Origin of the sequence: Caballeronia sordidicola, assembly GCF_000729995.1 — a bacterium.
In the GTDB taxonomy this organism is placed as follows: domain Bacteria; phylum Pseudomonadota; class Gammaproteobacteria; order Burkholderiales; family Burkholderiaceae; genus Caballeronia; species Caballeronia sordidicola_A.
The window spans coordinates 316,712-335,961 of sequence record NZ_JNFG01000214.1 but is presented as its reverse complement, the minus strand read 5'-3'; the positions used below and the strand labels follow the sequence as shown (position 1 = coordinate 335,961).

At 58.2% G+C, this 19,250-nt stretch carries 21 protein-coding genes and 4 pseudogenes; 15 read left to right on the top strand and 10 right to left on the bottom strand.

All coding sequences use genetic code 11. The features are described from left to right. Positions 1-3: 3 nt before the first annotated feature. From FH08_RS0146210 to FH08_RS0146200, 3 genes are all read right to left on the bottom strand, one after another. Complete coding sequence (locus tag FH08_RS0146210; RefSeq protein WP_031364862.1) at positions 4-636, bottom strand: hypothetical protein; 633 nt, start codon at positions 634-636, stop codon at positions 4-6. A gap of 64 nt (positions 637-700) precedes the next feature. Next, complete coding sequence (locus FH08_RS54600; protein ID WP_075583468.1) at positions 701-1,000, bottom strand: hypothetical protein; 300 nt, start codon at positions 998-1,000, stop codon at positions 701-703. Between the two features lie 113 nt (positions 1,001-1,113). Beyond that, positions 1,114-1,587: an HU family DNA-binding protein gene (locus FH08_RS0146200; RefSeq protein WP_031364861.1), complete on the bottom strand. Its 474-nt coding sequence runs from the start codon at positions 1,585-1,587 to the stop codon at positions 1,114-1,116. 498 nt (positions 1,588-2,085) lie between these two features. Here FH08_RS0146200 and FH08_RS51545 point away from each other — a divergent pair. The 14 genes and pseudogenes from FH08_RS51545 to FH08_RS49910 all read left to right on the top strand — a co-directional run. Further along, positions 2,086-2,251, top strand: a pseudogene (locus FH08_RS51545) (H-NS histone family protein); the annotation flags it as partial. Positions 2,252-2,423: 172 nt separating this feature from the next. Continuing rightward, positions 2,424-3,418, top strand: a protein-coding gene (locus FH08_RS52390; protein ID WP_152603105.1) for an IS630 family transposase whose coding sequence is annotated in 2 segments (ribosomal slippage) — positions 2,424-2,889 and positions 2,889-3,418 — 996 coding nt in all. Because the reading frame shifts where the segments join, the coding sequence is not laid out codon by codon here. Between the two features lie 4 nt (positions 3,419-3,422). Beyond that, positions 3,423-4,031, top strand: coding sequence for an H-NS family nucleoid-associated regulatory protein (locus tag FH08_RS0146180; protein ID WP_051889033.1), 609 nt, complete (start codon positions 3,423-3,425; stop codon positions 4,029-4,031). Positions 4,032-4,801: 770 nt separating this feature from the next. After that, the gene (locus tag FH08_RS49170; protein ID WP_235210723.1) at positions 4,802-5,539 is read left to right on the top strand and encodes a hypothetical protein; all 738 of its coding nucleotides are present in this window, start codon (positions 4,802-4,804) and stop codon (positions 5,537-5,539) included. A gap of 124 nt (positions 5,540-5,663) precedes the next feature. Continuing rightward, a pseudogene (locus FH08_RS0146170) lies at positions 5,664-6,107 on the top strand (hypothetical protein); the annotation flags it as partial. A gap of 144 nt (positions 6,108-6,251) precedes the next feature. Continuing rightward, a complete protein-coding gene (locus FH08_RS0146165; protein ID WP_031364855.1) occupies positions 6,252-7,628 on the top strand; it encodes an IS4 family transposase in 1,377 nt (458 codons plus the stop codon). A gap of 26 nt (positions 7,629-7,654) precedes the next feature. Beyond that, positions 7,655-7,984, top strand: coding sequence for a hypothetical protein (locus FH08_RS0146160; protein WP_031364854.1), 330 nt, complete (start codon positions 7,655-7,657; stop codon positions 7,982-7,984). Between the two features lie 57 nt (positions 7,985-8,041). Then, on the top strand, positions 8,042-8,344 hold the full coding sequence (locus tag FH08_RS0146155; RefSeq protein ID WP_031364853.1) for a transposase: 303 nt from the start codon (positions 8,042-8,044) through the stop codon (positions 8,342-8,344). After that, positions 8,341-8,997 (top strand): annotated as a pseudogene (locus tag FH08_RS49165) (IS3 family transposase); the annotation flags it as partial. The gene FH08_RS0146155 and the pseudogene FH08_RS49165, both read left to right, overlap by 4 nt. Positions 8,998-9,025: 28 nt before the next feature. Further along, positions 9,026-9,232: an IS3 family transposase gene (locus FH08_RS54595; RefSeq protein ID WP_081889838.1), complete on the top strand. Its 207-nt coding sequence runs from the start codon at positions 9,026-9,028 to the stop codon at positions 9,230-9,232. Positions 9,233-9,335: 103 nt separating this feature from the next. After that, entirely contained in the window at positions 9,336-9,788 is a 453-nt protein-coding gene (locus tag FH08_RS49160) for a hypothetical protein (protein ID WP_051889032.1), read from the top strand. A gap of 156 nt (positions 9,789-9,944) precedes the next feature. After that, positions 9,945-10,253, top strand: coding sequence for a hypothetical protein (locus tag FH08_RS0146140; RefSeq protein WP_031364852.1), 309 nt, complete (start codon positions 9,945-9,947; stop codon positions 10,251-10,253). A gap of 186 nt (positions 10,254-10,439) precedes the next feature. After that, on the top strand, positions 10,440-11,045 hold the full coding sequence (locus tag FH08_RS0146135) for a hypothetical protein (protein WP_031364851.1): 606 nt from the start codon (positions 10,440-10,442) through the stop codon (positions 11,043-11,045). Continuing rightward, on the top strand, positions 11,042-11,611 hold the full coding sequence (locus FH08_RS49910; protein WP_051889031.1) for a hypothetical protein: 570 nt from the start codon (positions 11,042-11,044) through the stop codon (positions 11,609-11,611). Before FH08_RS0146135 ends, FH08_RS49910 begins: the two co-directional genes overlap by 4 nt. 405 nt (positions 11,612-12,016) lie before the next feature. On the opposite strand, the gene FH08_RS0146115 is transcribed toward FH08_RS49910, so the two are convergent. After that, positions 12,017-12,505, bottom strand: a complete 489-nt coding sequence (locus tag FH08_RS0146115; RefSeq protein WP_031364849.1) for an SRPBCC family protein — start codon at positions 12,503-12,505, stop codon at positions 12,017-12,019. A 326-nt stretch (positions 12,506-12,831) separates the two neighbouring features. Further along, positions 12,832-13,794, bottom strand: coding sequence for a bifunctional helix-turn-helix transcriptional regulator/GNAT family N-acetyltransferase (locus tag FH08_RS0146110; protein ID WP_031364848.1), 963 nt, complete (start codon positions 13,792-13,794; stop codon positions 12,832-12,834). 118 nt (positions 13,795-13,912) lie between these two features. Here FH08_RS0146110 and FH08_RS0146105 point away from each other — a divergent pair, with 118 nt between their 5' ends. Then, complete coding sequence (locus tag FH08_RS0146105) at positions 13,913-14,707, top strand: SDR family NAD(P)-dependent oxidoreductase (RefSeq protein ID WP_035568930.1); 795 nt, start codon at positions 13,913-13,915, stop codon at positions 14,705-14,707. A gap of 584 nt (positions 14,708-15,291) precedes the next feature. Here FH08_RS0146105 and FH08_RS0146100 read toward each other — a convergent pair. From FH08_RS0146100 to FH08_RS0146080, 5 genes and pseudogenes are all read right to left on the bottom strand, one after another. Further along, positions 15,292-15,528: pseudogene (locus FH08_RS0146100) on the bottom strand (glutathione S-transferase N-terminal domain-containing protein); the annotation flags it as partial. A gap of 255 nt (positions 15,529-15,783) precedes the next feature. Next, entirely contained in the window at positions 15,784-16,617 is an 834-nt protein-coding gene (locus FH08_RS0146095; RefSeq protein ID WP_031364845.1) for an EamA family transporter, read from the bottom strand. Then, positions 16,614-17,198, bottom strand: coding sequence for a TetR/AcrR family transcriptional regulator (locus tag FH08_RS0146090; protein ID WP_031364844.1), 585 nt, complete (start codon positions 17,196-17,198; stop codon positions 16,614-16,616). The genes FH08_RS0146095 and FH08_RS0146090 overlap by 4 nt, the downstream gene beginning before the upstream one ends. Before the next feature lie 223 nt (positions 17,199-17,421). Continuing rightward, positions 17,422-18,192: a transporter substrate-binding domain-containing protein gene (locus FH08_RS0146085; RefSeq protein WP_031364843.1), complete on the bottom strand. Its 771-nt coding sequence runs from the start codon at positions 18,190-18,192 to the stop codon at positions 17,422-17,424. Positions 18,193-18,239: 47 nt separating this feature from the next. Next, positions 18,240-19,013 carry a sulfite exporter TauE/SafE family protein gene (locus FH08_RS0146080; protein ID WP_160172572.1) on the bottom strand — a complete coding sequence of 258 codons (774 nt, stop codon included), beginning with the start codon at positions 19,011-19,013 and terminating at the stop codon, positions 18,240-18,242. Positions 19,014-19,250: the final 237 nt, after the last annotated feature.

The following is a 19,250-nucleotide window of genomic DNA, read 5'->3' as shown; positions in this document are numbered from 1 at the left end:
CTACTACCTGGTGGTCAGGGCGTCGAGCCGCGCCATGCACCTCGGACTCGCTACGCCGCCGCGTTTATACCACTGCAGTGCGCGGGGCCGGTCCGGGAGAACGTCGCCTGGCGCGGCGCCGCTCCAACAGTTTTCCCAGTAAAGCCCGAGGGTATGAGCCGCATCTCGCATGCCGAGTTCGAACGCTATCTCGTACTGAGCTTTGGCAAGCGTTAGGTCCACGTCTTCTCCACGCCCTAACCGCGCGCTGTCGCCAAGAGCGGCGGCGGATAGGCCTTTGAGTTTGTCCGGGGCGTGTTCATCCTTCAGCACATCCCTCAGCACGCGGTGACCCAACGCGTAGTCGGCCTCGCCACCGGTGCCACTGAGCAGCGATATCGCGTAAGTGACCCGCAGGGCCGGGTGTTTGTCGACGCCCACCTGGTCCAGCATCTTGCGCCCAAGATACGCCGCCCCAGGCAGTGCGGACACGAGCAATGCGTTCGCAGTGGAAGCGATAGATTCTAAAGGCGCAAATCCAGACTTATAGGCCGACAGCACGTGTCGATAAAACTTCTCGATGTCGAGACCTGGGTCGTGCCGGGTCAGTGCTGCCCACTCGCGGTCTATCTGGTTGAACCAACTAACTTCAGCCATGGCAAGTCGCTCTGTAGTGGAAATCGCCGCCCATGATACGCCCTCCGATTTCGGCCTCGCCTCGTTACGGTGAAGCCGGCTGAACTGGCGTTTGAATGGGGTACGCAATGGTCTCGGCGATTTCTTCGGCGAACTTGGTCAAAAGAGCATCGCCGGTCATCACCGTCGGTTGACGGTGCAAGAGCCCGTCGCTGTTGTTCCAGAGCGCACGCTGCTGCACATCGGCTAGTCGTTGCCAGCGTCTGGGTGCAGAAACGCAAGCAGTTGCTGCCGTTGCCAATAGAGACGAGCCGACGCCATGTGGTTTGCAAGTGAGCGCGTGGTCGTCACCCGAGGGCGTGGACGCCGGTTCGCTCGCTGCCATCGACCGTTTTTCAATCCCATCGCCGCGCCGACGTCGTCGACCACGACCGTGAACAGAAAACGCCCCTCGGATTTTCGTCAGCGAGGGGCGTTATTACTTCAGAACAACTGCTCTTACAGCGCGGCGTCCTTCAGCTTCTTCAGCGGGCGCACCTTGAGCCGCACCGAAGCGGGCTTGGCCGCAAACCATTTGTCATCACCCGTGAACGGGTCCTTGCCGAAGCGCTTCTTCTTGGCCGGCACATCTTGCGCGACCACCTTCAGCAATCCCGGCAGTGTGAACTCCTGCGCGCCCTTCTTGTGAATCGATGCGAGCACCGTTTCTTCGAGGGCTGCCAACAACGCCTTGGCCGCCTTCGGCTCCACGCCCGAGCGCTCGGCCAGGTGAATGGTCAGCGACGCTTTCGTGAACGTATCCTTGATCGGTTTCAAGGGAGCCGCCGCATCTGGCTTCTTTACTGCAGGTGCAGCGGCCTTTTTCGCGACTGGCGCAGCTTTCTTGCTGACAGTCGGTGCTTTTTTCGTAGCGGGCGCTGCCGCTTTCTTCGTAGCGGGAGCAGCGGTTTTCTTCGTAGCAGTTGTTGCCATGAATGCCTCTCTTCTAAATTAGTCAAAGGTTGCCCAAGGCCTTTGCCTTTGCGTCGTCACCGACTAACGCAAAGGTACAAATTCTCGGGTTGGCCGCCAGCGTAACAACACCGACTTGAAGACGCAACGTTTCGGCCCATGAATCAAGGGGTTTTTGCCATAAAGTCACGCAAATGCTGACCTGTACCCCGCTTTATGGAGGCTGGTCCAGTAGAACTCTTACCCAATACGGCTTGGAACACGCTCAAAGACAGTCAAATCAAACAATAGACTGACGCTCTGACGATCACTGTTCTGCGAAAACCAGCGCCTCGCCTCGCATGACGCGGCGTTATCGAGCGTACACAAACGGTGGCAGCTAGACTCAAATCGCAAAGGATCCTAACCGGTCCAACCGTCGTCGTTGGTTGCATCTGCGTAACGCGAAGACCCTATCAGCGCTTTCACACTATCGAGGCTCATGGCATAGTGCGGCCATATCCATTTAAGGAGCTCACGATGCCCACCCTCGAACAGATCCAACAAAAGATGAAGAAATTGCAGGTGCAAGCAGATACGTTGATTGCAAAAAAGGCGCAAGCGGCGGTCGACCAAATTCGAAAAATTATGCTCACGCACGGTTTGACGACCGTAGACATCGAGGCCAAAGCAAAGGTAAAGCGCGATGCTAAAGCGGCGAATTGGAGTACTCCAAACGTCAAGGTGAAGGCTGCCAAAAGTCTAAAGGGCGGCACGCCGCCCAAGTATCAACATCCTATTGATATTTCCGTAAAACATGACAACCAATTGGAGCCCGGCGCGTTATATCTTCAATGAACTGTTTGAGGGTATGAGGCATGGTCAAGAGGCTATCGGACGAGGCGACAAAGAAACGATTGCGTGCAGCGCGACTGCTGCTCAAGGGGAAAAAGCCTGCCGAAGTCGCACTCGAAGTGGGGGTGGCCCGGCAAACCGTGTACACGTGGAAGGCCTTGCTCGATGAAGGCGGGATCGAAGCGTTGCGTAGCGTGCCATCGAGGGGCCGTCCTGCCAGACTGGACGAGTCCCAGTTGGAAGGTTTGCGCCGAGCCATTCTGCAAAAGCCTACCGAGCACGGCTTTGGTACAGAGCTTTGGACGCTCAAGCGTGTGGGAGTGCTTATCGAACGGCTGTACGACGTCAAGTTCGGCCAAACGCAAATCTGGCGAATCCTGGGCGCCTTGGGCTTTAGCGTGCAAAAGCCTGAGAAGCGGGCCATCGAGCGCGACGAAGATGCAGTGCGCAGTTGGAAACGCTGTACGTGGCCGGCTCTCAAAAAAAAGCCCGTCGAGAAGGTCGACTGATTGTCTTTGTAGACGAGTCCGGAATCAGCGAGCGCCCTACGCGCGTGCGCACCTGGGCGCTCAAGGGTCAGACGCCGGTCATCCAGTTTCACTTCAACTGGAATCACGTCTCGGTGATCGCCGGACTCACGCGCACCAACTGTTTGTTCAGATTGCACGAGGGCAGCATCCGCAAGGAAGAGATCGTCGAATTTCTCAAAGCACTCAAGGCCCATCTCAAGCAACCTCTGCTGGTAATCTGGGATGGTTTGAAGGCGCATCGCAGCCGCTTGGTGCGCGACTATCTCGATGCACTGAACGGGCACATCCAAATCGCCTTTCTTCCTCCCTATGCCCCGGACCTCAATCCGGTCGAATATCTGTGGGCGTGGCTCAAGCGACATGGGCTGGCCAACTACTGTCCTAACGATCTGAGCGAGTTGCAGTTCACCGCGCGCAACAAACTCAAGAGCGCTCAAAAGCGACCCTCGATCATTGCGGCGTGCTGGATGCAGGCTACGCTCTGGTAATGTCATGAATTATGGAAGTCTCAATAAGACGGGCGCCACCTGGACCGGCCACGGTCGCGCGCCGGCGTGGATTGCGGATACCAAGAACCGCGCCAAGTTCCTAATTGCGAGTAGTACCGAGGATATCCGCGCGGCGAGCGTGAGTGCTGTGAATCCAGTAAATAGGGCCAAGACCGCAACCAAGAAAGCCGCGGTAGCAGGCGCACTTGCTTCCAAGGGACAGCGTAAAGGACCGCAGCCGGCAAAATACCTCGACCCGAAGACCGGAGCCACATGGAGCGGACGTGGTCCGGCACCCGCGTGGCTGGCGGCAGTGAAAGACCGGACGAGGTTTCTGGTTGACGGTGCCGACACCAGTGCGACGGATGCGAGTAGCGCGAAGCTTCCTGGCAAGAAAGCTTCCGCCAAGAAGGTAGCGAAGAAGACAGCTGTAGCGACGAAGCCTGCTGCCAAGAAAGCGCCGACCGCCAAGAATCTGGCTAGAAAAGTTGCGGTGAATGCGATGCCGAAGGCAGCCGCAACGAAGGCGCCGACGAAAAAGATTTCGCCAAAGAGCACGGCCGTGAGCAGCCCCTCGGCAGTTGTCGAGACCCGTGTCGGCTCAACGATCTGAAGGTGATCGCCCGGTTTGGTCAGCGACTGCTTGCCACACCGGGCGAACCAAGGACACAACGTCTTGTTGGCGCTGCAATAAGGAACCGGTGCCAATCCTTTCATCCACAGCCGTGTCTAGGGGCGTAGTCGCTATGCTCTTGGTACATTTGCAGTGGAGACCAGCTCGCCCCCCAACGATGCCACCCAGCCCACCTACACCACGTGATCCGCTCGGACCTATCCGGTCGAGTCCGCATGGGCTCGACTCTCGAAGTTTCAGACGCTTAACCGTCTAAGCTGGCAGCAACTCACGGAAGCACTATCGGTATTTCGCATGACCAATGCAGAATGTCGCATCGATCCGCACGCCTCGGATTTCTTCGATTTCCTCAATCTAGCGAGAACCCTGAGAGTTTCTCCCGCCGATCTTCAAAGTGCATTTTTTTAAGGATCAGCCACGAAGCGATAGTCGATTCCGCCAGTCCTTTTTACGCTTCAGGCAATCTTCCGCTGAGACTAGATTTCACGCGACGTTGTTCCAGTTTGCGGCATTCACGTATTGTCCGGTCCATCATCGCATCCTGCGCGACACCTCTGGATTCGATCAAGACCGGCCTCCGAAATCGTATTTCGAGACCTCGTTCGGTGGCCTTATCAGGCCGATCATCCCCTGCTCGATAACGCCGATCCGCAACAGCCGGCTTCGCTCCGTCCAGTCAGTCCCCGACGGTAGGCGTCGATGGCATAATTGGCTTCCACCTGAACGGCCGCCGGCTCCCGATTTCAAGCATGCAACTCGATATTTTTGCAGACAGCCGTGATGTGATGCTGCGCAACGATGTCCTGAACGCGCTGCAACGCTACGACGCGATTGAGACACAGCAGACCCTTCGGCGGTTGAGTGACGAGTATCCCGATGACGACAGCGTTCCCCAACTGACCGTACTGGCTGGCGCCCTCGATCTGCGGTCATCCACCGCGTTCTCCAATCATCAATCCGCGGCTGAAGCACGCAGTGCTCTCGTTGAAAAAACCACGCCGGCCGCCCTGCGCATGTGGGGCGAGCATGCGGGCAGCAGATGGCTTCTACCCCTATGGCGGGAACTGGCGCAGCGCGCGAGTTTGCTGCCCTTCCGAGCCGATTCGATCGACACCCATGCAGCAGCGCTATGGCTGAAGGCAGGTGGTTGGTCGGATGCGCGCGACGCGGTCCTTACTATCGAATCATGGCGTCGCATTCCAGCGCCGCTAGCATGGATGGCCGAAGCCTCCTACCGGCTCGACGCACTGGAGCAAACCTGGCCCCTCCTGGCGGAGCTCGCATGGCTCGCGCCGGATCGCTGTGCCGGGCTTGTCGAACGAATGGGCGACAAGCCGTTGGATTCGTTGCTCAGGAAGTTCTACGCGAGCTTTGAAGGCGCATACTGCCTGGGTCTTGATCGAGAAACCCGCTCTTGCGCGCCTCCTGATCGCAGCGCAGCCCTCAACGCAGGCGAGTCCAGAACGCGCGATGCGACTGCTGCTTGAATTGCTCAGCCTTGAGCGACAAGGCCGCCACTACGACGTTTTGGATTACCGCAAGAAGCTTCAGGGCTTGCAGACTTCGCTCTACTTGTCCTACATGAGCACTCGCTGATTGAAAACTCCCACGATCGGAAGTAGCCCCCACAAGTGGGCATTCGCTTCCCACTTTCGACGTCAGGCTTTCGGTTGGCGCTCAGCGCTGCCGATTCAGCGTCTGAAGGAAGCGGTAACAGAAATCAAGCGCGCGGCGCGCACCGACCCTCTGCTTGCGGCCGACGGCGCTGTTTTGCTTCTCGAAAAGCTCTCGCCCGCGCTGGAGCAAGTCGATAGCTCCTCCGGCGCACTGGGAAGCGCGGTGAATCGCGCCATCGACGTGCTCGTCCCGATCATCGCCGCGCCAGACGTGACAGAATCCGTGCGCGAAGCATGGCTTGAGCGGCTATTCGATGCGCTACAAGAAGACCGGATGCCGTACATCGAACACTTAGGTGACTTTGGGGGCCAGTTATGCGTGACGCCGTCAATCGCCTCGGCTTGGGCAGAGCGGCTTTTGACGACGACCACACGCGTGTTAGGCCGAATGGCACTTACTTAAGCCAGCATGGAGGAGAAGACGCGGGTAAGTACTTGAAGAGAAACGGAGGAGGCTGATCCAGGGATTGATAGGATGGTTGTTACCAGGCAAACACCCGTCTCATTCCAAGGACCAGCCCCCATGGATCGTAATGCACGAAGTCATCACAGGCAAACACTAGGCGGCGTTCAAAGCCGGGCACGCAGGGCCCAGGCGGTTGACTACTTCAACATACTGACGAGCCCGGAGCTGTTGGACATAACGGAAGCGCATTTGCCAGAACATCGGGAACGGCTGTATCCGCCGACGGTGACACTGTCGATGTTCATGCGCCAGGCACTGGAAGAGGACGCCTCGTGTCAGAAGGCGGTCAACGGGTGGGCTGCGCAGCGAGCTGCCGACGGGCTGCGACCCATGAGTGTGCGTACGGGAGGCTACTGCCGCGCTCGCCAGAGACTGCCTCTGATGATGGTGCGGGAGTTGACGCGCGAGACAGGACGTCAACTGCACGAGCAGGCCAGAGCGGCCTGGACGTGGCGCGGGCGCCCGGTCAAGCTGGTTGACGGGACAGGGATCTCGATGCCCGATACGCCGTCGAACCAGGCCCGCTTCCCGCAGTCCAGTTCTCAGGCCGAAGGAGTGGGATTTCCGTTAGCCTATCTGGTTGCGGTGATCTGTCTGGCAAGCGGCGCAGTGCTGGAGGCGAGTGTCGGAACGTACGCGGGCAAAGGCAGCGGGGAGCTGACGGCGTTTCGCATGCTGCAAGATACGTTTTGCAAAGGTGATGTGATCGTCGCCGATGCCTTGTACTGCCACTACTTTCTGATGGCCTCAATGATCGCCGCCGGAGTGGATGTCGTGATGCAACAGCATGGGGCGCGCCGCACCGACTTTCGGCGAGGCAAGTCGCTGGGCATGCGCGATCACATTGTGACGTGGCCCAAACCCCGGCAGCGTCCCGACTGGATGACGCGTGAGCAGTACCAGGCCTTCCCCGATGAACTGATGGTGCGCGAGTCCAGGCTGCATCACCGGGTGCTGGTCACCACGATGCTTGATGCACGCAAGACCAGCAAACAGGAGCTCTCGCAGTTGTACGCCAGGCGTTGGAACGTGGAACTGGATCTACGTAACATCAAGACGACGATGGGTATGGACGTACTGCATTGCCAGACCGCCCACATGAACGAGAAGGAGATCTGGGTCCATCTGCTGGCCTATAACGTGATTCGGTTGCTGATGGCTCAGGCCGCGAGCCACTATGCCACCGATCCGAGAACACTGAGTTTCAAACACACCGTGCAGTTATGGACTGAATGGCTGGCCCGAGGTCTGGCAGCAACCCACGACCAGAGTCTCCTGTTCAACCTGATCGCGCAGTCTTGCGTTGGGAATCGTCCCGGTCGCATCGAACCACGAATGCGCAAACGAAGACCGAAGTCTTACCCATGGCTGAAAGAGCCTCGTCACATCGCACGCGAGCGCGTCCGAAAATATGGGCACGTGCCACGGGCTTAAGTAAGTGCCATTCGTGTTAGGCCCTGATGGCCACGGCGATTTCTTTACGGGCACAAACTGCTTGCCTGAGCGCGCTCTACGGCGCGCAACGCTACGACGAATTAATCCGGTTGGTGGACAGCGCGCGCTTCAGCTGGTGGCACTACCGTCGCTGGGGAGTCGATGCGCTGATGGCGCAAGGCCGACCAGCCGAAGCACTCCGCTATGCACAGGCTTCACAGGCATCCAATGCCTCACTTGGCGCGGTCGCGAAAGCCTGTGAGACGATCCTCTTGCAGTCCGGAATGATTGATGAGGCTTACGCCCGCTACGCAATCATCGCCAACGAGGGAACCACCCATCTGGCGACATTTTGATCTGGTCCCCGAAAAGTGGACGCCATGAGGTTGATAATGAGCCTTGTGGAGGCAGCCATGAAATCAGGACCGAATCGGAGGTACACGGAGCAGTTTTGCACGGCGGCGGTTGAGCAGGTGCTAGTGGGCCGGCGTGGACTGCGGGAGGTTGCGCGGAGTCTGGAGATGTCCGACAAGACGCTGGCGAACTGGGTGGGCAAGGCGCGTAAGGGGGAGGCGCTAGTCAAGCGTGGGCCAAGGCCTCCGGTAACGGATCTTGAGGCTGAGAACGCGCGTCTGAAGCAGGAGAATGCGCGGCTGCGAATGGAGAAAGAAATATTGAAAAAAGCAGCGGCGTACTTCGCGAAGGAGTCGCTGTGAGGTACACCTGGATTGAGCGACACCGAGACGCATACCCGGTCGGGTTGATGTGCGAATCGCTGGGCGTGTCGAAGAGCGGCTGGTACGCTGCCCGCAGGCGCGCGCCATCGCAACGGGACGAGCAGAACGCGCGTCTTGTTACACGCATGCAGTCGCTGCAGCAGCGTCATCGCGGCCGCTACGGTCGCCGGCGCATGCATCGGGTGCTGCGCGGCGAAGTCGGCGCGATCAACGAGAAGCGCGTCGGTCGTCTGATGCGTGAACACGGTCTGCAAAGCCGGCTGCGTCGACGCTTCCGGGTGGTGACCACCGACTCCCGGCACGCGTATCCGGTAGCGGCTAACGTGCTGGATCGCGACTTCGAGGCGAGCGCACCCGACCGCAAGTGGCTGGTTGACCTGACCTATGTAGCGACCGACGAAGGCTGGCTTTATCTCGCACTGGTGCTTGATCTGTTCAGTCGCAAATTCGTCGGCTGGGCGATGAGCGAGCGCATCGATGAAGACCTCGCACTGCAGGCGCTGGTCATGGCGCTGGACTGGCGCCGCCCCGCGGGCGAGCTCATGCATCATTCTGACAGGGGGTCGCAGTATGCGGCAAACGAATACCGCAAGGTCCTCGCCGCACGCGGCATCACCGTCTCAATGAGCCGCAAAGCGAACTGTTGGGATCAACGCACCGATGGAATCGGCCAACGGCACGGTGAAGGTCGAGTGCGCGTATGCAGAGCACTACGCCACGCGCGAACAGGCCCGGTTGTCCATCACGGAGTACCTCGCGTACTACAACACTGAACGCCTGCATTCGTCGTTGAATTACGTGAGCCCGAGTGAATTCGAGCGGCGCTGGCGCGCCGGGAACAAACACAAGGAGGAACCCGCGTCATAATGAGTGTCGAGTTACCCACCGCCGGCCGGCGTCGTGGTCGTAGCAGGCGACCCGCCGACCGGCCGTGGATAACTCTTGAAAGCCAGTTCATGGCGTCCACAAAATGGGTACCGCTCCATTTCGCGCCATCGTTAAAAAGTACCCGCACAAGCAGGCGGGCGATGTCCTGCACGACCTCGTGGCCAGCGATCCGGGCTCGGAAGGCAAATGGTTTGCAGCGACCAAGGACGCGAGTCTCTTCGAATTGGCCGCGTCGCTTGCCAGACAAAGTCCCACCGATCCGCGAACACTCACCCGCGCAGCGAGAGACTTCGGCGATAGTCAACCTGACTTCGCGATGTCATGTGGGCTGAGCGCGCTGCACTGGATGGCGTCGGGCTATGGTTACGATATTACACGTATCGATGTACTCAACGCATACGCTGCAATCGTCCATGCCGGCGAAACGCTGGGCATAGCCACGGCCGAAATCAACGCGCGCATTCGAGCCCAGCTAGGCAACCGAGGCAGAGATCGAACAGTGGTCGAGGAAGCTTTGGCACATTGCATCCGCTGATGCGAACACCAGCGCGCAAAATATGAGTGTGCGTCGAAACGATTAACGCGGATTGCGCGAACGGCCCTTGATGAGCCGACGCAATGACTTTCGTCGACCCTCAAGCGACGCTCGCAATTTCCCGAAGCGGACGTTCATCTAAGCCATATCTATAACGTGCGTATCGACGGCCGATCCGTACAGTTCGATCTGGCCAACGGTCCGGGCGAACTGGAAACCATCGTTGTGCGCATGCGCAATCGCGAAGAGGCAAAGGTGCTGGTTGATGCGCTTCCGACGCAGGTAACCTGTACTTACGCGACCGAAAACCGAGCGCGGCTGCTGTTCCTGGAACGCATCGACGCGCGCACGCCGCACGTGTGGGCCACGTGCACCATCGTCACGATCTCGACGCTGGTGTACATCGTGGTGCCACACAGACAGAGGCGATCAATGTCCTGGATCCGCAGTGCATCCAGCGCTTAGATGCCCGGTATCTTTAAAAAAAATTACGCCGACAGCGAAACCTAAAGAATCGCAATTGTGGGCCGTAAAAGAAGATGCGCCTTTTCGTCGGTCGATGCATCTGATGCAGTCCGATCCGTCGAGCAGCGGCTACCGGGGCTAGCTTCTCTTCCAGATAATCCGAAAGAATAGAAACAAGAGATATTTATGTTCAATACGAAACGTACAATCGTGCTTGCCGGTGCAATCGGTCTTACCCTATCGCTCTCCGCCTGCATGACGCCACATTCCTATGTGGACCAGTCGCTCGGCGAGCCGCACTACGCGGATCTGAAAAAGTCCGCAAGCCCACAGCCAATCCAGTTGCTGGTCGAATTCCAAAGCAAGGGCGTAGCAAATGCACGGGCTACTGAGGCCGTTAAACCACGCGTATACGAGCAGGTATCGCAATCCGGCCTGTTTAGTCAGGTGTCGTACGACCCTGTACCATCTGGCCGCAAGCTGTCCATTTCAATCAACAACATCGCGTTGACAGACAACGTAGCAGCCAAGGGATTCGGTGTCGGACTGACGTTCGGCCTCGTGGGCACGATGGTCACCGATGGGTATATCTGCACCGTCAACTACGTCGAACCTAAACATGATGCAGTGACCAAGGTGGTCAAGCACGCTATTTACACGACGATCGGTAACGCATCTGGCCCCACGGGACTTCAACCGATGCCTATTCAACAAGCCTCCGACACAATGATCCGACAGATCGTGGCCAGGAGTCTCGAAGAAATCGATCATTCGTCGGACCTAGCCCAGTGACACGCTACCTCGGAGCCCGTCGGCGCTTTGCCAGATCGCTTGCCGGATCGGCGCTCCTGGCTGGTGCGCTGACCGTGAGCGGGTGCGTCACGCAGCAAGTGCTGTCCTACCAGGCCAGCGTGGCGAACCAGATGACGCTAGCGCGTCTTCCTCCGGAAGCACGCTACCGAGTGACGACCGGGGCCGATCCCGCCGACGTTCAGACATCGGTGCGAGCCATTCGATTCTCTGCGCCCGGAAGCGGTTCGTGGTCCTCATACCTGAACGAAGCGATGCGTACCGAGCTGTCAACGTCGGGGAATTACGACGCTAGCGCTACTGCGACGTTGGAAGCAACGCTGCTTGAAGTCCACGTGACAGACGGTAAGGCAGAACTGGCGGCACACTTTGTCGTCAGACGGGGCCAGACCGTCCGGTATGACAAACTGCTGCGCGTGAACACCCATTGGGATTCGGAGTTTCTTGGTGTGCTCGCCGCGTCGAACGGGCTTAACCACACCACGGCCATCTTCCAGGATCTGCTTCGCAAGCTCTTCGAAGATCCGGATTTCGTCAAAGCCACGTAGTCCGGAGCTTCGTCTGGATCGCCAGGTTGGGCGGCAACTGGATATTTAATCGCTAGTGCATGCATTGCGATTCGTCAATTCTCAGGGTGTTGTCGTTCGACTCATACGGGGATCGGTCCGGAAACGTCGAGATCCCCGTATGCGGTCGAATTGCGACCCTGCATCGGCCATACCGCAGGCTGCAGGTCGCTCGTTTCATGCCGGCCGCGATAAGAAAGATGAGCGCATTTGATAGCGCTTCGCAATCGCCAAAATTGCCGATCCGAAGGTCGCCATCCGGCGGCGCCTGGGTTCAAACTTCAGTCTGCTCCACCATCTCAAGCACATCATCTGCCCCGATGCCAAGAGATACCATCGAGGCAAAGGGGAACGTTGCAGAGCGTTCAATCCATTGCCGCGCTGGCTTCATCCATGCTCGATGCCAATCAGCCGCGCGTCCAGCCGCCGCGCCAGCGCCGCGCCGCCTTCGCGCATCACTGCATCGTGGTTCCATCGGAAAACCGGTCGCAACAACGGCGCCAATGCATTCATCCACGCACGGTTCGTATGCACGCACCAGTCATAGCGGACCACGGTAAGGTTGCATCCGTCGGTCGAAAAGCTCCGCCGGCCGGCGCCTTCGACGTCGCCACTGGCTTCCCCCTCTAGCGCGACCAACGGGTCGACACGCGTCACCCGCATCTCGAACACGAGGCGATAGGGCAACCAGCCTTTCCAGGTATAGCGTTGTACGACGCCCACACCCTGATCGGAACCCGCCTCTAGCTGGTCCACGCGCTCGACGTTATTCCACCACTCGGGCCAGCGCGCCGAATCCTGGATTGCCGCCCAAACTTCCCGCACTGGCGCATCGATGCGCCAAATGGTGGAAAAGCGGTATTCGACCGTCCGCAAACTGCCTCCGTTCTTAGTATTCTTCTAGAGATTTTGTCAGATGCTCACTGCACTGGATATCACCGGCGAAACAGCACCGCGTTACCACCCCTCGATATCTCGTCGAGCCATCTGCAAAAAAACGTACGATAGCTAGAGGCAGCCGGTCCGTGCACGAGCGCTGACGGCCGAGAGCTTCACCTCAGCCAAATTCGGCAGCGCTGCCTGACGCGACCGCCTCACGTCGACCCACAGGAGGCCTTCAGCAGTACCGAAAGCGGCCATACATGCGTAGTCAATCGCGCATCACTGCTCAAAGGCTAACTAACTCCTTGACCGCCAGGCGCTCAGGAAGTGCAAGGTGGCACCCGCATAAAGCGTTGCTCGACTACCTCTTTCCCCCACTGTCTGCCCCGGCGCTCTTCTACCAAGGTAAAGCCGAAATCTTCGTACAGGCCGCGCGCTGCATCCAGTCCCTGAAATGTCCACAGATGAATGGCCGTGAAGCCTTGCTGATCACAGAATGCCAGAGCCTTTGTCAATAACCTGCGGCCCACCCCTGCGTTGCGCACACCGTCATCCACGATGAACCAGCGGAGATGGGCGATGCCGTCTCCTAGGTCCTCGCCATCGATGGCGATGGATCCCACAATCAGGCCTCCGAGCAATGCGACCCAGAGTCCATTTTGGCGCTTTTCCGCCCGGGCGGAAAATTCCGCAATTCCGGTTGCCACCTGACTTTCGAAGAACTGGCCAAATCCGGCTTGCCGTGCATAAAAAGAAGCGTGCATCTCCACTACCCGACCGATTACGCCGGGGACATAGCCCCGTTCGATCTGGACCTGGATTTCAGGCGTCGCCAGTTTGCCGAGACGGTGATCCTCCAGTGCTTGGACGTACGCCGTCAAACCGTGAACCACTACCTCCTGCTGCATGGTAGTCAGGTGGGCCATTGCACTCGTGACCTGTTGTCTGCCGAAGGCGTGGATTGCGGCTAAGGTGCGCCTCCCACGTGGGGTCAACGTGAGCGGTTTTGCCCGAGCGTCGCCACTACTGACGGTTTCCTTCAGATCCCCGGCGTCGATCAGCTTGCGCACCATCCGGCTAATGCTGGATTTTTCGAGGTTCAGGAATTCGGCGAGTTCAGCCGCTGTCAGCGAACGCCGTGCGCCGATCTCCATAATCGCATGGACGGCTGAGGGCGGGTAATCCGTCGCGGCAAGTGTCGCACGCATGAATCCCAGTTCACGCACCATTTTTCGTGATGCCGCTCGTATGGTATCGATCAGCGAAGTGTCGTAATTTGGCATGATTTATACTCGACAATAATGTTGTACGATACAACTAAGTAGGCGTCTCTGGCCATTAGAATTCCGCGTTGGGCACCGCGAGGTTCGTGTGAAATTGCTGACTTCAGAAGGGGGGGACATGGAAGCATCGATGCAGCCGGGAAGCTTGAATTCGCGTCGCGACCGTATGTTGGGCCGTGTTGGACTGGTCACAGGGGGAGGAAGCGGCATTGGCCGCGCGACCGCCATCCAGATGGCACGCGAAGGCGCCATGGCCGTGGTAATTGCAGGCCGCCGTCAAGAAGAAGGTGAAGCCGTGGCTGCGGAATGCCGCGCTGCCGGTACGCATGGCATGTTCGTGCAAACGGATGTCACGCGGGAGGAGCAAATAGAGCGCCTTACCAGAACGATTCAGGCGCAGTTCGGGCGCCTCGACGTGGCGTTCAACAATGCTGGCTTCCAAGAGCGACGGGCGCCGATCGAAGAGCAAGATGCTTCTGTCTACGAGAGCGTTTTTGATGCCAATGTACGATCGGTTTTCTTCTGCTTGAAGCACCAGGTGCCGGCCATGGCGGAACAGGGTGGCGGTCGTATCGTCATTAACGCTTCCGTCAGCGGCCTGCGCAACCCCAACCCAGGTCTGGCGCTTTATTCAGCCTCCAAGGCTGCTGTGATTTCGTTGATGCGTTCGGCCGCTATGGAATGCGCACCTCGCGGGATTCGCATTAATGCAGTAGCGCCGGGGCGTGTCGTGACAGACATGATGCTGGCTTCCGGTATCGCGGACATGTCAGCAGTTGCCGCTGGTTTGCCTCTGCGGCGCATGGGGCAACCGGAGGAAGTCGCCGAGGCGGTCATCTGGCTGGCTTCGGATGAGGCTTCATATATCGTCGGTCATGTTTTGGCAGCCGATGGCGGGTTCATTGCATCCTGAGGCCCGGCAAGCTGGAAGTACCCGCGTATTGCGCAACGCCTAGCCTCCATCCCACGCCAATCACCGGTTAAGCATGACTGACCTTCTGCCCGGCGTCCGTTAGTTTCCGAGGGCATACCGGAGATCGTGCTCTGTCAATTCCGCTTTTGCCGGAACTTTCAGCCACGCAGGTGCGGATTCAACTCAAGGAGTTGACGGGCTAACCCGCCGGTGATCACAAGGCAGCACCTCGCACAGACGCCATTCCTGGTTTCCTCACCACAGGACAGGCAGAACCACCGCCCCACATCGGACGACGCCAACTTACCAGACGAAGGAACCCCTTCCGATATAAGCGTTTCGAACCGCTCTCGGACGAAGCGGCTAAATAGCGAGCCCGTCGACGAACATTGGAGTTCCCCTCCGGCAGCGTTAGAGAGCTCAGCGGAACAATAAGGACAATGCATAGTGGTGTGCGGTCTCATTGATTGACGATCTAGGCGGCGATGTGAATGACTGAAACTGTCCCCACGGAGCCCGATGTCGACCGACTCAGGTCGACCCACGGTAGCCGGTGAAACGCCCAAAACCGGCCTTTCACCTCAACCAGCATAGCGCGAAGCCAGATAGCGGATGATCGAGTTCGACTCCCAAAGCACAAAATCATCGTCCTTGATGACGGGTACAAGACCATTGGGATTCAACGATAGAAATTCGGGGGTATCAGTGTGTCTGAATCCCATGCCCCAGTCCTCCCGCTCGAAGGGAATGTGCAACTCGGCACATGCCCAGAGCACTTTGCGGACGTTGATGGACGATGCTTTTCCGAGAATGTTCAGCATGCGGAGCTCTTATGGCTGGCAATGCACTCAATGCGGGCAAACGAATTCTTGACACGATATTCCGCCGGGCGAAACACGTCTCTCGCTCTCGCAGGCATCAGGATTGTCGCCAATTCATGGCCTGCTGTCCAACGTCTCAAACTGGCCGAACGTGGACCACGCCGTCGGCTGCGCAACAGGATATCGATGACGACCATCGGTGCGCCGCATTGCCGCCAATCGAAGGTCGCTGCAGTAATCGGAGTCTAACCGTGGCTACGAACGATAGCCGATGCTGATGGCCCCGAGCGCAACAACGACGCAAGCCGCGATACGCCGAGGCGTCCGCGTCTCCCTGAGAAAGAGCCACCCGATCAATGCCGCGAAAACGACACTCGTTTCCCGGATCGCCGTAATAGGACCGGCTGGACCCAGGGCGAAGGCCGCAACTATGACGCCGTAGGATATGAGCGAGAACAACCCGCCACCTAACGCCTTCAAGGTTTCCGTTGCCCGAAAATCGACGGTGAGCTTCCCCCGAAAAGCGACAAAGGTGGCGGGCAGCAAAGCGCCGTAGATCACCAGAACCCATGCGGTGTAACTTCCACTGCTTCCTGCCTGTCGGACGCCGATCGCATCGACCGTCGCGTAGCTTGCGATGATGACTCCCGTCGCAAGAGCAAACAGGATCGATGCGGTTGGCGCTCGGGCTTTCCCCAAGGAAAGGCTCATGATTCCGACCGCAACGAGAGTAACGCCAATGGCCTGCTGAATTGTGGGATGCTGGTGGGCGATCAGGGACCCGCCGAGTGTAACGAGCAGCGGCACACTGCCACGAATGATTGGATAGACCTGTCCTAACTCTCCGTATCGATAGGCCGCTACAAGGAATACGCTGTAGGTGACCTGAAGGCAGGCCGAGAGGACGACATATGGCCAGGCGTGAGGCGCCGGAAAGTGGAAGATCGCAAACGGGACAGCCACGACCGTACTCGAAAAGCTCATGACGGTGACGGACCACAGACGATCGGCGCCTGTGCGAAGAAAAGCATTCCATGTCGCGTGCATGATTGCCGCGAAGAGCGCTAGACCGATGACCGCCAGACTCATCGCGGCACTCCGGGTGAAGCAATGATCGTGGCGGCCGCCTTCCAGGCGTTCCGAATGGCGGCATCTCCCTGCCCCATCTCAGCCATCAGAGTTGCCCCTTCAATGAGCATCAATAGCGCCGCCGAAGTGCTCTCGGCTTGATTGCCGGGCATAGCCCCTTCGAGGATTTGGCGTAGCCGCCGCTTGAGGTCGTTCTTCTGCCTGAAGGCGACCTGGAACACCGGATGCGTGGGGTCCCCGAATTCAGCCAGAGCGTGCGCGAACAGGCATCCGTGGAAATCGGGGCTCCGAAACCAGCGCTTGTACCAACCGAAGATCTTCTCGATTTTCCGTTTTGGGCTGGTGGATTCTTCCATGAGGCGGTCAAGCTGGTGTTCGAACCGCTTGGCGCGATATTCCAGCACCTCGACGATCAGACCGTCCTTGTTCGGGAAATGACGATACATCGTCATCTTGGCCACGTCGGCTTCAGCGATGATTCGATCAATGCCTGTGGCGTGAAAGCCCGCACGCTTGAACAACGTGTAGGCGGTTTCGATGATGAGTTGGCGCTTGTCCGAGCCAACGGGAGAGGATGACATAAAGACACCTAGAGGTGAGACAGGTCTGTCTCAATTCTAGGTTCGGGAGCAGCACTCCGTCAAGGTTTGGCTCAGCAAGCTCGAATCGCTCTGCGGAAGGCCAGCAAAACGATTTTCGCCGCGATGCCGAGTGTCCGTTCAGGCCGAACCAGGTCCCATGATAAACCTTCGAGTTCGACCCAAATCCATCGGTCGTGATCTCAGGGTGATCAGTCCGTTAGCATTATTTACCCAGCCATTTCGCGCTAAGCAGCCCATATTCACCGCTGGCTTTGCTCAAATGCAGCCACTGGTCAACAAAGTGTTTGAACACATCATCTCCATTTGGCAGCAGATACCCCATCTCGGCATACTGCAGGGGCTTGTCGGGATTCACCGCACATAACTCGGTATGCGCCTTGCTCTGCACGATCGCCTCCGCAGCCTCAGTGACAAAGACGTCTGCGCGCCCCTGGATGACTTCGTCGAAGATGGTCAGGTTGTCGGTATGCAGTGTTAGTTGCGCGTGGCTTAGTTTCGTTCGCGCAAATCGCTCATTGCTTCCGCCTGGATTTGCGATCACACGTACGGCCGGCTGGTCGATAGCCTCGATGGTCTGGTACTTGGCAACGTTCTCGCACCGCGTGAGCGGCGTTTTTCCGTTGACCATATAGGGTGCACTGAAATAGGCCTGCTTTTCGCGCTCGAGTGAAACCGAGATTCCGCCCGCGGCGATATCACACTTACCCGCGACGAAATCGGGCAGCAAATTTGCCCAGGTTGTTTTCACGAACTGTGGCTTGGCATTAAGCGCCGTTGCGAGTGAACTCATCAAGTCAACATCCAGACCTTCAAACTCGCCAGGCGCACGCTGGAAGCTGAACGGTTTGTAGTCACCGGGGGTGCAAACCCGCAGTACGTTTGTCTGCATGACGCGAGTGAGCGTCGACGCCGGGGTTTGTGAAAATGCCACGGACTGCGCTAACAGCAGGGCCAATGCGACCAGGAATTTCATGTGCAAAATCCTCTATCAATTAAATTAGAACGACGAAATGGAACGATTCAAATCCAGAACTTCCAAAAGAAATACCCGGTCATGCAGAAGCTGAATGCCAGGATCAGAATGCGCAGCATCTTCGCGTCAATACGCTGCGCGACACGAGCGCCCGCCAGACCACCGATCAACGAACCTACCATCATGAGACTCGCGGAGGCCCACGCGACCTGACCACCGACTGCGAACGCGGCAATCGATGCACCCGCGGCAATAGCGCCCAGAAGATTCTTGAAGCCATTGAGCAATTGCGTTTCCCGTATCCCGCAAAGGCTCAGGCCCGCCATCACGATGATGCCGCTCCCTGCATTAAAGTAGCCGACCATTAAACTCGCGAAAAACTGGATCACGGCGGTGCCACGTGTGACGTGCTCTTCTGACCCGTGAGCCATGTCACTATGCCGGCGTGTGAGCGCCAAAAGGCGGGGTGAAACGAGGTACATGATCGTCGCCACGAACATCAGCACGGGGATCGCGCGGGCAAAGGCGGCGCTCGGGGTCAACAAAAGCAGTGCGCCGCCGCTCACACCCCCGATAAGGCTCGTCGCCGCATAGCGGATTAGCTTGGCGGGGTTGCTCAACAACTGGCGCCGATACCCATATGCGGCCGTCATCAAACCCGGCCACGCAGCGACGGCGCTAGTCGCGTTGGCGACGGCCGGCGGGAGACTGAAGAAAAGCAGTGCGGGCAGCGTGACGAAACTGCCTCCGCCAGCTACTGCATTGATGATGCCGCCGATAAGTGCGGCAAGGAGAAGGACTGCTGATTCGAAGGGATGCACGTTTAGCCTCATGTGAAGGCTGTCAGTTTCCGTGCTATTCCTGAGTGGAATTTAACCATATCGGTCTTGCAACAGTCGATCAGCGCAGGAATCTACTAAACGGTACCCGAATGTGAGAAGTTACGGCTTTTGATACGACCTATCGCCGTCCTTCTCACTTGGTACCGTTCGGTCAGGCCGATACCTCCCCCGACAAGTTGGCTTTGCGAGGACGCGTTGGAGCGATGGTCTGGCGCT

Bases quoted from the DNA above. Each gene is read 5' to 3' on its own strand.
- FH08_RS0146095 (WP_031364845.1), bottom strand. From the start codon at position 16,617: ATGAGTCTGGCGGTCATCGGTCTAGCGCTCTTCGCGGCAATCATGCAC.
- FH08_RS0146105 (WP_035568930.1), top strand. From the start codon at position 13,913: ATGGAAGCATCGATGCAGCCGGGAAGCTTGAATTCGCGTCGCGACCGT.
- FH08_RS0146110 (WP_031364848.1), bottom strand. From the start codon at position 13,794: ATGCCAAATTACGACACTTCGCTGATCGATACCATACGAGCGGCATCA.
- FH08_RS0146210 (WP_031364862.1), bottom strand. From the start codon at position 636: ATGGCTGAAGTTAGTTGGTTCAACCAGATAGACCGCGAGTGGGCAGCA.
- FH08_RS0146180 (WP_051889033.1), top strand. From the start codon at position 3,423: ATGAATTATGGAAGTCTCAATAAGACGGGCGCCACCTGGACCGGCCAC.
- FH08_RS0146200 (WP_031364861.1), bottom strand. From the start codon at position 1,587: ATGGCAACAACTGCTACGAAGAAAACCGCTGCTCCCGCTACGAAGAAA.
- FH08_RS0146160 (WP_031364854.1), top strand. From the start codon at position 7,655: ATGGCCACGGCGATTTCTTTACGGGCACAAACTGCTTGCCTGAGCGCG.
- FH08_RS0146085 (WP_031364843.1), bottom strand. From the start codon at position 18,192: ATGAAATTCCTGGTCGCATTGGCCCTGCTGTTAGCGCAGTCCGTGGCA.
- FH08_RS0146135 (WP_031364851.1), top strand. From the start codon at position 10,440: ATGTTCAATACGAAACGTACAATCGTGCTTGCCGGTGCAATCGGTCTT.
- FH08_RS0146155 (WP_031364853.1), top strand. From the start codon at position 8,042: ATGAAATCAGGACCGAATCGGAGGTACACGGAGCAGTTTTGCACGGCG.
- FH08_RS49170 (WP_235210723.1), top strand. From the start codon at position 4,802: ATGCAACTCGATATTTTTGCAGACAGCCGTGATGTGATGCTGCGCAAC.
- FH08_RS0146165 (WP_031364855.1), top strand. From the start codon at position 6,252: ATGGATCGTAATGCACGAAGTCATCACAGGCAAACACTAGGCGGCGTT.
- FH08_RS54600 (WP_075583468.1), bottom strand. From the start codon at position 1,000: ATGGCAGCGAGCGAACCGGCGTCCACGCCCTCGGGTGACGACCACGCG.
- FH08_RS49160 (WP_051889032.1), top strand. From the start codon at position 9,336: ATGGGTACCGCTCCATTTCGCGCCATCGTTAAAAAGTACCCGCACAAG.
- FH08_RS54595 (WP_081889838.1), top strand. From the start codon at position 9,026: ATGGAATCGGCCAACGGCACGGTGAAGGTCGAGTGCGCGTATGCAGAG.
- FH08_RS0146090 (WP_031364844.1), bottom strand. From the start codon at position 17,198: ATGTCATCCTCTCCCGTTGGCTCGGACAAGCGCCAACTCATCATCGAA.